This is a genomic window from Streptomyces sp. NPDC111507 (assembly GCF_055638955.1).
Map to the genome: position 1 here is coordinate 336,672 of NZ_JBVKBU010000001.1, position 11,714 is coordinate 348,385.

Sequence of the window (11,714 nt, forward strand, 5' to 3'; positions counted from 1 at the left end):
GGCACGACACCTCCCCGAAGCCAACGGCGCGGCACCGCCCACGTGTCCCTCGCCCCCGCCGCCCCTACCCGTCCCATCCCCGGGGGCTCCGCCCCCAGCCCCCCGGGCGGGCCCTCAACCTGCGGGTGGGCGGGGGCTGATCGCGCAGTTCCCCGCGCCCCTGGCGGGGCGCTCTTGTCGGCGCCGGTTCACATCTTCAGCCCGTCCGGCGTCTGAGGACGAGGCCGTTCAGGCCGATCGGGGGTCTGGGGGCGGGGGCTCAGGCGCTCGACGTGAGGGTGATCACGGCGGTGTGGGCGGTTGCGTGGAGTGTTGTCTTCTCGTTCGTCAGGAGCACGGCGTCGTAGCGCCCGAGAGTCACCCCGGCCGCCTCGGCCGCGCCGTCGAGGGCGACGACAAGGACGGCCGGACCCGCCGGGAGGGCGAGGGACCGCCGGGGGTCGGCGACCGTGACGGTGGGGATCGCGGCGGCGCCCCGGCGCCACATGACGTTGAGGTTGACGACCGGGCCGCCGATCAGGCGGCAGTCGGTCGGCAGGTCACCGGGGAAGCGCTGCGGAACGAACCGCGTGTCCACCCGGCGCTGTTCACCGCCGACCGTCAGGTCCATGCCCTCGCCCTCGACCATGGTGAGGATCCGGTCCACGTCGGCGAACGCCGAGAACGGCCCGTCGGAGCCGACGTCGGCCAGGCTCACCCGCCACTCGAAGTCCCCCATGTCCGCGCCTTCGGGCCGCGCGACGATCTCGCGCGTCACGCCGCCACCGTTCTTCCAGGGCACGGCGACCCGCCCGGCGGCCGGCAGGACACACACGGTCACCGGACGATCCCCCGCTCGCGCGCGGCCGTCAGCCACTGGGGGAAGTCGCCCACGATCCGGTCGTACAACTCGGCGTCGGAGACCTCCCGAGGCTGCGAACCGGCGTGGAAGAAACCGGCGTTGTCGACGACCCGCTTCTGCGGCACCGGCAGTTCGTCAAGTCTGCGCAGGAACTCGAACTGCTTGCTGTCCTGGTCACCGAACCCTATGAACTGCCAGAACAGCGGAAGCTTCGCCGCCTTGCACAAGTACCGTTCGGCGGCGAGCTTGTTGATGGGGCCGCCGTCGGTCTGGAAGACGACCAGGGCGGGGTCCTTGGAGCCGCTGTCGAGGTAGTGGTCGATGACCGCGTCCATGGCCAGGTGGTAACTGGTCTTCCCCATGTGACCGAGCCCGGCCACGATCTTCTCCACCCGCCCCTGATGGTTGTCGAGCGCGATGTCCGTGACCGCGTCGATGTCCGTGGAGAAGAAGACGACCGGGACGGTGCCGTCGTCGTCGAGGTGCGCCGACAGGCCGAGCACCCGGTCCGCCAGCGCCTGCACACTGCCGTCCTTGTAGTACGGCTTCATCGACCCGGAGTAGTCGACGACCAGGTACACCGCGGCCCGCTGTCCGCTCAGCCCGTGCTTGGTGAGGGAGACGCCGGCGCTCTTGTACAGACTGACCAGCGCGGGCGCGGTCTCCTCCACCTTGGTGAGGCTGATTCCGGCCATGCGGGGGCTCCCATCGCGCGAGGGTTGCGGAAACGCCGAGACGTCGAGATTACGGCACCGGCAGCCCCTGCCGTCCGCCTCCCACATGGGCGTTCGCTATTTTGTTCGCCGCCGACCCCACCGGCTCATCGTCCCCCTGATCTCCGTACCCGCGAGGAGCCGGTCGTGGAATCCGAATCCACCGAATCCACTGAGTCCGTCCCATCCCCCGTCACCACCTGCTACCGCCATCCCAAGGTGGAGTCCCATGTGCGCTGCACCCGGTGCGACCGCTACATCTGCCCGGACTGCATGCGCGAGGCGGCCGTCGGTCACCAGTGCGTGGAGTGCGTGAAGGAGGGCGCCCGCTCCGTCCGCCAGGCTCGCACGGCGTTCGGCGGCCGTATCTCGACCGTGCCCGTGGTGACGTACGTCCTGATCGCGCTCAACGTGCTGGCCTATGTGGGCGAGGTGGTGCGCCCGGCGATCGTGGACCGGTTCGAGATGCTGGGCGCGGGGCTGGCGGGGCCCGACGGCGGACACTACGTCTGGCAGGCCCAGCACCCCTACGACTTCCACCCGGAGGGCGTGGTCGACGGGGAGTGGTACCGGATGCTGACCGGTGCGTTCCTCCATCTGCCGCCCACCGAGGGCACGTTCGGGATTCTGCACATCGTGATGAACATGGTCTCGCTGTGGAACCTGGGCCGGGTGGTGGAGGCCCAGCTCGGCCGGATCCGCTTCGTCACGCTCTATCTGCTCTCGGCCCTCGGCGGCTCGGTCCTCGTGCTGGTGATCGCGCCGTACACACCCACGCTCGGTGCGTCGGGTGCCATCTTCGGGCTGGGGGCCGCGTACTACGTCATGGCCCGCCGGCTGGGCGCCGACATGAGCGCCGTCAACCGTTTCATGGCGGGCCTGCTGCTGTGGCTGCTCATCTCGGCGGGACTCACCTCCTGGCAGGGGCACCTCGGCGGACTGCTGGCGGGCGGGGTGGTCACTCTCGCCTACGCGTACGCGCCCCGGGACCGCCGCCGGACGCTCGTCCAAGCGGTGGCGTGCGCCGCGCTGTTGGCGCTGCTGGTCATCGCGACCGTCGGCAAGGTGTCCGAGCTGACGAGCGGAGCGGTCTGAGCGCTCCCTAGGCTGAGCCCATGAAACGTGCTCGGCTCCTCCTGCTCGCGGTCCTGCCCCTGGTCGCGGTCGCGGTCTGCTTCCTCGCCCCGGGACTCACGGACGCGAGCGGGGCCGCCGGGCGCGCGGCGGGCGCGGGCCTCGCCGCCCCGGACAAGAAGGAGCTGGCGCAGAAGCTCGTGGCGAGCGCGGAGAACTCCACACTCGACTGGCGCAGCGCGTATGCCTATATCGAGGACATCGGCGACGGCCAGGGCTACACGGCGGGCCTGATCGGCTTCTGCACCGGCACCCACGATCTGCTCGTCCTGGTCGAGGGCTACACGAAAGACCACCCGGGCAACGGCCTCGCCCGCTACCTCCCCGCCCTGCGCAAGGTCGACGGGACAAACTCGCACGAGGGTCTCGACCCGGGCTTCGTGGCGGCCTGGCGCAAGGAGGCCTCGGTGGCCGCCTTCCGCAGGGCGCAGGACGCCGAGCGGGACCGCGTCTACTTCGACCCCGCGGTGCGCCGCGCCAGACTCGACGGCCTCGGCACGCTGGGCCAGTTCATCTACTACGACGCCATGGTCATGCACGGGCCCGGCACCGGCGCGGGCGGCTTCTACGACCTGCGCACCCGTGCCATGGCCCAGGCCGACACCCCGGCCGAGGGCGGCTCCGAGAAGAACTACCTCGACATCTTCCTCGACGTCCGTCGCGCGGCGATGAAGACCGAGAGCGCCCACCGCGACACGACCCGCATCGACACGGCCCAGCGGATGTTCCTGTACGACGGGAACCTGGACCTGCGCACACCGCTGGAGTGGAAGGTGTACGGGGAGACGTACAAGGTGCCGTAGCCCCTCGCCCACGGTGCCGGGGCCCCTCCGCCGGGGTGCCGCCCCTGCGCCCGGTCGGCCAAACGCCGTCAGTGCTCGACGACCTCGCCGTCGCTCAGTTCCAGTACGCGGTCGGCCAGGCCCAGGAGTTGGGGGTCGTGCGTGGCGACCAGCGCCGTGACGCCCTCACTGACGACCACCGCCCGCAGCAGCTCCATCACCGCCAGGCCGGTCTGCGCGTCCAGCTGTCCGGTCGGCTCGTCGGCGAGCAGCAGGGCCGGGTGGTTGGCGAGGGCGCGGGCGATGGACACCCGCTGCTGCTGCCCGCCGGAGAGCTCCGACGGACGCTGGGCCCCGTGGTCGGCGAGCCCCACGAGGGCGAGCAGCAGGGCCACGCGCTCCTCACGTTCGCGGGGATCGGCCCTGCGCAGCCGCAGCGGCACTCCCACGTTCTCGGCCGCGGTGAGGATGGGGATGAGTCCGAAGGACTGGAAGATGTAGCCGATGCGGTCGCGGCGCAGTTCCAGCAGCTCGTTCTCACCGAGCGCGGACAGGTCGGTGCCGTCGACGAGGACGCGGCCGCGGTCCGGGCGGTCGAGGCCGCCGATCAGATGGAGCAGGGTCGTCTTGCCGGAGCCCGACCGGCCCTTGAGGGCGACGAGTTCACCGCGCCGCAGCTCGAAGGAGGCCCCGCGCAGCGCGTGCACGGCCACGGCGCCCGTGCCGTACGAGTGGTGCAGGTTCTCCACCCGCACCATCGGTTCGTCGGCGGATTCGCCCACGAGGGCGGCACCGGACCGCGTGCCGGTGTTCTCCGTCATCGACGCACCCCCTGCGGAATGGAACTCATGTACCCGGAACGGAATCCCATGATATTCATGTCGGGTTGGCGAGGGGGTGGCTCGGCCATCGGGTGGGGGACGAGTGACGGGCTTCTTGTTGCTGCGCGTTCGGGCGCATCGGCTGCTGCTCGGCGCCGCCCTGCTCGCGGTGCTGCTGACCACCTCGGTGCTCGCCGCCCTCGCCGCGTTCTCCGCCTCGGTCGGGGACGCGGCGCTCCGGCAGAACCTGAGCGGCCCGGCCGCGACCTCCGCCTCCCTCGTCATCAGCGCCGACGTACCCCGCGGCCGGGAGGAGGCGGCCCAGGACGCGGCAGTCAGCGGCGCGCGCCGCACCTTCGCCGGGCTTCCGGTGACCGTACGGACGCTGCGCGGCTCGGGGCCGTACGCGCTGCCCCGTTCCCTCCAGGGCACCGATGGCCGCACGGGGCAACCGGACCTCACCCACTTCGCCGCCCTGGACCGGTCGCGGATCAGGCTGGTCTCGGGCACACCGCCCGGCCCGGCCCCGGCGGCGCGCACCGCTCCCGTGCCCGTCGCGCTGCCCGAAGTCGCCGCCGACCGGCTGAAGGTGAGGCCCGGCGCGCGGATCGCCCTGACCGACCGGCTGGGCGGCGCGCCCCTGACGGTCCGGGTCACCGGTGTGTACCGGGCCGCCGACAGCGCGGATCCGTACTGGCAGCTGGACACCCTCGGCGGTCACGGGGTGCGCACCGTCGACTTCACCACCTACGGCCCGCTGCTCGCCGACCCGTCCGTCCTCGCCTCCCGCACCTCCGCGGGCACCACCGGGTGGGTGGCGACGGCCGACTACCGGAGTCTGACCACCGACGGCATCGACGCGCTGCGGGAGGCTGCTGCGCGCGAGCCCGAAGTGCTGCGTAAGGACGCGGCGTTCGGAGCCGGGGCGACCGTGCGGACGGCGCTGCCCGCCGTGCTCGACAGGACCGGGCGGGCCCTGCTCGTCTCCCGGTCCACGCTGATGATCGTCTCCGTCCAGCTGGTGCTGCTCGCCGGGTACGCGCTGCTGCTGGTGGCCCGGCTGCTCGACACCGAGCGGGCGGGGGAGACCGATCTGCTGAAGGCGCGGGGTGCCTCGCGCCGCCGGATCACGGGCCTCGCCGCGCTGGAGGCGCTGCTGCTCGCCGTGCCGGCGGCGGTGGGTGCCGCGCTGGTGTCAGGCCCGCTGGTGCGGCTGCTCGCCCGGTGGTCGTCCCTCGACCGGACCGGGGTGCGGCTCGGGGACGCTCCGGTGCTCCAGGTGTGGCTGGTCGCGGCCGGGGTCGCGGTGTGCTGCGCGGCGGCGGTCGTGGCGCCCGCGCTGGCCGCGACGGCGGGTGCGCCGCCGCGGCTGCGGCGCGTGCGGGCCGCGGCGGGCACGGCGCCGGTGCGGGCCGGGGCCGACGTGGGGCTGCTGTTGATCGCGGCGGTGGCGTACTGGCAACTCGACCGGCAGACCGGCTCGTCCGGTGGCGGCGGGCTCAGCCGTGACCGGGCGGGCGATCTGGGCATCGATCCGCTGCTGGTCGCGGCGCCCGCACTGGCACTGCTGGCGGGCACGGTGCTGACGCTGCGGCTGCTGCCGCTGGGGGCGCGGCTCGCGGAGCGGCGGGCCGCGAGCGGGCGGGGCCTGCCGGCAGCGCTGGCGGGCTGGCAGTTCAGCCGGCGTCCGCTGCGTGGGGCGGGGCCGGTGCTGCTGCTGGTCCTGGCCGTGACGACCGGGATGCTGGCGATCGGGCAGAGCGCGTCGTGGCAGCGGTCGCAGGGCGACCAGGCGGACTTCGGGACGGGTGCTTCCGTACGGGTGCTGGACGGCAGGCCGGGCAGCCCCGGCCAGACCGGTCTGTACGCCGCGCTGCCCGGGGTACGGGACGCCGCTCCCGCCTACCGCGCCACCACGGATCTCTCCGGCGGCCGCAGGGCGACGGTGCTCGCTCTGGACACGGCGCACGCCGGGGAGGGGATGCTGATGCGCGGCGATCTCGCCGACGAGCCCGTGGGGCGGCTGCTGGGGGGTCTCGCGCCTCGGGAGAGGGCGGCCGGAGCCTCGGTGTCGCTGCCCGACGGCACCCGGCGGCTCGCGCTCGACCTGCGGATCACCGACGAGACGGCGGCGACGGGCGGGACGACGGCCGCGGGTGAGGGGGCGAAGGCGGGGCGTTCTCCTTCCGGACTCGCGCCCCTGGTCACCGTCGTCGTCGAGGACGGCTACGGCATCGCGTACCGGCTGAGCGCCGGGAAGCTGCCCGTCGACGGCCGGGTCCACCGGGTCACCCTCGACCTGGACGTGTCGGCTTCGGGCGCCCGCGCCACGCCTGCCGGGCCGCTGCGGCTGACCGGGCTGCAGCTCGACGGCACGGTTCCCGCGGGCGAGCCCGAGCAGCACCGGCTCACCGTCGTACGGATGCTGTCCACGGGCCCCGACAAAACCGCTCGCGCGGTCGCGGTGCCCGCCGGGGTGCGCTGGCGGGGCAGCAGGACCGAGACGGCGGACGGAGCGGCGCTCCCGTCGACGGCCCTGCGTCCGGCCGCGTCGGGGACGGCGCCGCTGACGGTCTCGTACGGGACGGGCGAGGCGCCCGGGAGCGAGGAGTCGCCCTCCGGCCCGCCGGAGTTCACCGTCCGCCTCGACGCCGCGCGGGCCACACCCCCGGCACCGATCGCGGCCGTCGCCACCCGGGCGTTTCTGCGCGCGGCCGGGACCGAGCCGGGCGAGAGCATCGACGTGACGCTGGACGGGGAGCGGCTGCGGGTGACGATCGTGCGGTCGGTGAGCGAGCTGCCGACGACCGGAACGGGCGCGGCCTGGGCCGGGACCACCGCGGACGCGGCGGGAGCATCGGACGGTGCGGCGGACGAGGGCGGGGCGGACATGGCGGACGGGGGTGCGCTGTTGGTGGATCTGCGCGCCGTGAACGCCGTGTTCGCGCAGCGCGCCCGCGCTCCGCTCGCTCCGGCCGAATGGTGGCTGAGCACCTCCCCCGGCAGGGCCGCACAGGTCGCGGCCGCGTTGCGGGCGCGCCCCGACATCGAGCCGGACCAGGTGCTCGTACGGGACGAGGCCGCGGACCGGCTGCTGGGCGACCCGCTCGGCGCCGGGCCGCGCGCGGCGCTGCTGGCGGTGGCGGTGGCCGCCGCGGCTCTCGCCGCGGGCGGCTTCGCGGTGGGCACCGCGGGCTCCCGGCGCGAGCGGTCCGCGGAGTTCGCCGTGCTCAGGGCCCTGGGTGCGGGCCGCCGGGAACTCGCCCGGCTGGTCGCCGTGGAGCAGGGCCTGCTGATCGGGGCCGGTCTGCTCGCCGGTCTCGGCCTCGGCACCGTCCTGACCCGGGCGGTCGTCCCCCTGATCGTGCTGACCCCGGGGGCCGCGCGGCCGGTCCCCCGCGTCCTCGTCGAACTCCCGGTGTCCCAGGTGGCGCTGCTCCTCGTGGGCGTCGCGGCCTTGCCCCTGCTGATCAGTGCCGCGACGGCCGTGCGCCGCGCCGACCCGGCGGTCGCGCTCCGCCACCAGGGGGACAGCTGAGATGGCCCGGTGGAGGCAGCGCACGGAGCGCGGTGCGGCGCCCTGGGTGCGTACGCGGCTGCGGACCGCCCCCGGGGCGGCCGTCGCGTTCGGAGTGCTCGTGCTGGTCACCGCGTTCCTCGCGGCGGCGCTGCCGCGGGCCCTTGACGCGTACGAGACGAAAGGGCTGCGGCAGGAGATCGCCGGGGCGCCCCCGGCCGCCACCTCGGTGGAACTGAGCGCACCGCAGCCGGGGTTGGAGATCGCGCAGGCCACCCGGGAGAAGGCGGTACGGCCCCCGGCACTCGCGGCCGTCCGGCGCGCGGCGCTGGCCAGGCTGCCCGCGCCGCTGCGGGCGGACGCCGGGGAGTCGGCCTACGGGGTGCGGACCTCCAAGAGCCTCGTCGGGCTGAACCCCTGGCTGCCGGTGATCGACGCGCCGCCCCGTTTCACGCTGGCCGCGCAGTCGGAACTCGCCGCCCACTCCACCGTGCGCGGCGGGCGGCTCCCCATCGCCGCCGGGGAGGTGACGGCGGACACCAGGAAGGTCGAGGCCGCGGTGACCGAGGCGACCGCCCGGACGCTGCGGCTGCGGGTCGGTTCCGTCATCGACGTGGACGGCTTCGGGGGTGCGCCGCTGGTCGTGCGGATCACCGGGATCGTGGAGCCCCGGCATCCGCAGGGCGGTTACTGGTCCGCGGAGCCGGTCCTGCGTACCCCGGGCGTGGCCGCGGACTCGTCCCTCCCGCCGCAGTTCTACTGGGAGGCGGGCCTCCTGCTGGCACCTGGCGCCGCCCCGGTGCTCCTCGGCAGCCAGGGACAGCCGGAGTTGTACTGGCGGTTCGCCCCCGCCACCGAACGGCTCACCGCACAGGACGTCCCGGGGCTCGTCTCCCGGATCGCCTCCCTCGAAGGCGGGCCCGAGCTGCTGCGGATGCGCGAGGTGGCCGGGGGCACCGCGGCCGTCGCCACCGATCTGGAGACCGTCGTCGGCTCCTACACCACGACCCGCGCGGCGATCACGCCCGTCGTGGCGGTCGGGGCGTTCGGGATCGGCGCGGTCGCCGCCGTCGTCCTGGTGATGGCCGGCGGGCTGGTCGCCGTCCGCCGGGCCGCCGAACTCGCCCTGCTGCGTGCGCGGGGCGGCTCGCTGCGTGGGATCGCCGGACGGCTCCTCGCCGAGACCGCGGTCGTGGCGGTGCCCGCGGCCGCCGCCGGTCTGCTGCTCGCCGTGCTCAGCGTCGACGAGGCCCGGCTCCTGCCCGCCGTGCTCGGGGCGTGCGCCGTCGCTCTCCTCGCCTGTGCCGTGCTGCCGGTGCGGGCGGTCGTGGCGCACCGCAGGCCGCGGGCGCACGCGGAGCGCGACGATCTCGCCCACGCCAGGCCCGGCAGACGCCGCACGGTCGCCGAACTCACCGTGCTGGTGCTGGCCGTCGGCTCGGTCGTGGCGCTGCGGCGGCGCGGCGCGTCCAGCGCGGGCGACCTCCTGGTGAGCGCCGCTCCGGTCCTGGTCGGGCTGATCGCGGCGCTGGTGCTCGTACGGCTGTATCCGCTGCCGCTGCGGTGGGCCGCCCGGCCGGCCGCGCGAGGGCGCGGGGTGGTCGGTTTCCTGTCGCTGGCCCGCGCGGGCCGCTCCTCGACGGTGGGCGTCGCGCTGCCGCTGCTGGCGCTGCTGCTGGCCCTGACGACGGCGGCGTTCGGCGGTTCCGTGCTCGCCGGGGTGTCCGACGCCCGGGACCGGGCCGCGCTGCTGGCGACCGGCGCGGACGCGCGGATCGCGGGACCGGGCGAGGCGACGCCGCTCCCGGCGGGCGTGGCAGGGGCGGTACGGAAGGTCGCGGGCGTACGTGCGGTGACGGCCGTGCGGATCGAGCGCACGGCGGAGCTCACCTCCGGCGGGGCAGGGGCGAAGGAGGGCCTGACGCTGATCGGGGTCGAGCCGGCGTCGTACGCGCGGCTCGCCCGGCAGACGGGCCTCGGGGCCTTCCCCGCGGATGTGCTGAAGCCGAAGGGGGCAAAGGGTGCGGGGACGGGGGGTGTGCTGAACGCCGTCGCCTCCCCCGGTCTCGCGGAGCGCCTGGGCCGCGCGCCGCGTCGCATCACGTCCCTCGCCGGTGACCTCACCGTCCGGATCGCCGCCGTACGCTCCCGCACCCCCGCCGCCCCCGGTGCCGACTTCCTGCTGGTCGACGCCGCGGGCCTCACCCACTCCGACCCGACGACGCTGCTGGCGACCGGTGCCGCACTCGACGCACCGGCCCTGCGGACGGCCGTGCGCGGCGCCGGGAAGGGCCTCACCGTGACGTTGCGCGGCGAGGAACGGGCGGCGCTCTCCGATGCGCCGTTGCAGGTGGGCGCCGAGCGGATCTACACCACGGCCGCCCTGGCCGGTGCGGGGTACGCCGTGCTCGCCCTGCTGCTCTCCCTCCTTCAGTCCGCGCCGGAACGGGCCGCGCTGCTGGCCCGGCTGCGCACCATGGGCCTCACACCCCGCCAGGGCCGTCGGCTGCTCAGCCTGGACGCGCTGCCCCAGGCGCTGCTCGCGGCCTCGGGCGGGATGCTCGCCGGCTGGGCCACGGTCCGGCTGCTCGCTCCCGGCATCGACCTGGAACGTCTCGCGCTGGCCACCGCGGCGGGCCGGGTTCCGGTGGTCGGCGCGTCGCTGCGTACCGACGTGTGGTCGCTGCTCGTGCCCGCGGCGGGCACGGTGCTGCTGGCGTGGGCGGTGGCCGTCGCGCAGGCCTGGTGGGCGGGGCGCCGTACGTCGATCACCGAACTCAGGACAGGAGGCATGCGATGACCCGTGCGACGACCTCGCGGACGAGCCTGGCGGAGCTGGAGCATCGGGCGGCGGCGCGCCGCGACCGGCCCGCGTACGGGCGGGACGCCCTGATCGCCTGCGACCGGCTGGTCCGGATCTTCTCCGGCCGGTCTGCCGGGGGCGGCTCCCCCGGTCGCGGCGGCTCCGCGGGGGTGGAGGTGCAGGCGCTCCAGGGGCTCGATCTGCTGGTCCGGGAGGGCGAGTTGATGGCGCTGGTCGGGGCCTCCGGCAGCGGCAAGTCGACCCTGATGAACATCCTCGCCGGCCTCGACGTGCCCACCGCGGGCGCCGCGCGGGTCGCGGGCCGCGATCTGCTCACCATGAACGCGAAGGACCGGCTGCGCTACCGCCGTGAGGTGGTCGGTTTCGTCTGGCAGCAGACGGCCCGCAATCTCCTGCCCTATCTGACGGCGGCCCAGAACGTGGCGCTGCCCATGCAGTTGAAGGGTGGCCGGGGCCGCGGGAAGCGGCGGGCCGAGCGGGCGGAGGAGCTGCTCGCGATGCTCGGCGTCGCCGACTGCCACGGCCGCCGTCCGTCGCAGATGTCCGGCGGGCAGCAGCAGCGGGTCGCGATCGCCGTGGCCCTCGCCAACGCGCCGTCCGTGCTGCTCGCCGACGAGCCGACCGGCGAACTCGACTCGGCGACCGGCGCGGAGGTCTTCGCGGCGTTCCGCCGGGCCAACGAGGAGCTGGGCACGACGATCGTGATCGTCACGCACGACCAGGCGGTCGCCGGCGAGGTCCGGCGCGCGGTCGCGATCCGTGACGGCCGTACCTCGACGGAGGTGCTGCGCCGCACGGAGGTCGACGCGCAGGGCCAGGAGTCCCTGGTGGCACGGGAGTTCGCGACGCTGGACCGGGCCGGCCGGCTCCAGCTGCCCGCCGAGTACACCGCGGCCCTCGGGATGGAGGACCGGGTGATGCTGGAACTGGAGCAGGACCACATCGGGGTCTGGCCGGACGACACCGGGCGCCCGGCCGACTGAGTCCGGCCACCACGACGCCCCGCCGCCGGCCCGACCTGCCGACGACGCACCACGGCGCCCACCACCGTCCGGTCGGGGACAAGGCAGGCGCCGCGTTCA

Annotated in this window: 8 protein-coding genes; 5 read left to right on the top strand and 3 right to left on the bottom strand. The window is 74.9% G+C overall.

Annotation, left to right across the window (positions count from 1 at the left end; translation table 11 throughout):
* Positions 1-259: 259 nt before the first annotated feature.
* Both ACZ7M2_RS01540 and ACZ7M2_RS01545 read right to left on the bottom strand, forming a co-directional pair.
* Entirely contained in the window at positions 260-820 is a 561-nt protein-coding gene (locus tag ACZ7M2_RS01540) for a HutD/Ves family protein (RefSeq protein ID WP_471593699.1), read from the bottom strand.
* A complete protein-coding gene (locus tag ACZ7M2_RS01545; protein ID WP_471593700.1) occupies positions 817-1,536 on the bottom strand; it encodes a vWA domain-containing protein in 720 nt (239 codons plus the stop codon). Before ACZ7M2_RS01545 ends, ACZ7M2_RS01540 begins: the two co-directional genes overlap by 4 nt.
* Positions 1,537-1,701: 165 nt before the next feature.
* Here ACZ7M2_RS01545 and ACZ7M2_RS01550 point away from each other — a divergent pair, with 165 nt between their 5' ends.
* Together ACZ7M2_RS01550 and ACZ7M2_RS01555 are read left to right on the top strand one after the other, a co-directional pair.
* The gene (locus ACZ7M2_RS01550) at positions 1,702-2,649 is read left to right on the top strand and encodes a rhomboid family intramembrane serine protease (protein ID WP_471593701.1); all 948 of its coding nucleotides are present in this window, start codon (positions 1,702-1,704) and stop codon (positions 2,647-2,649) included.
* A 20-nt stretch (positions 2,650-2,669) separates the two neighbouring features.
* Positions 2,670-3,491: a chitosanase gene (locus ACZ7M2_RS01555; RefSeq protein WP_471593702.1), complete on the top strand. Its 822-nt coding sequence runs from the start codon at positions 2,670-2,672 to the stop codon at positions 3,489-3,491.
* Between the two features lie 68 nt (positions 3,492-3,559).
* On the opposite strand, the gene ACZ7M2_RS01560 is transcribed toward ACZ7M2_RS01555, so the two are convergent.
* On the bottom strand, positions 3,560-4,291 hold the full coding sequence (locus ACZ7M2_RS01560) for an ABC transporter ATP-binding protein (RefSeq protein ID WP_471593703.1): 732 nt from the start codon (positions 4,289-4,291) through the stop codon (positions 3,560-3,562).
* A gap of 103 nt (positions 4,292-4,394) precedes the next feature.
* Between ACZ7M2_RS01560 and ACZ7M2_RS01565 the strand changes: the two genes are divergently transcribed.
* Genes ACZ7M2_RS01565 through ACZ7M2_RS01575 form a run of 3 tightly spaced genes read left to right on the top strand, consistent with a single transcriptional unit; the run spans position 4,395 to position 11,615 of the window.
* Complete coding sequence (locus ACZ7M2_RS01565; RefSeq protein WP_471593704.1) at positions 4,395-7,829, top strand: FtsX-like permease family protein; 3,435 nt, start codon at positions 4,395-4,397, stop codon at positions 7,827-7,829.
* A gap of 1 nt (position 7,830) precedes the next feature.
* A complete protein-coding gene (locus ACZ7M2_RS01570) occupies positions 7,831-10,608 on the top strand; it encodes an ABC transporter permease (RefSeq protein ID WP_471593705.1) in 2,778 nt (925 codons plus the stop codon).
* A complete protein-coding gene (locus ACZ7M2_RS01575; protein WP_471593706.1) occupies positions 10,605-11,615 on the top strand; it encodes an ABC transporter ATP-binding protein in 1,011 nt (336 codons plus the stop codon). The genes ACZ7M2_RS01570 and ACZ7M2_RS01575 overlap by 4 nt, the downstream gene beginning before the upstream one ends.
* Positions 11,616-11,714 lie beyond the last annotated feature (99 nt).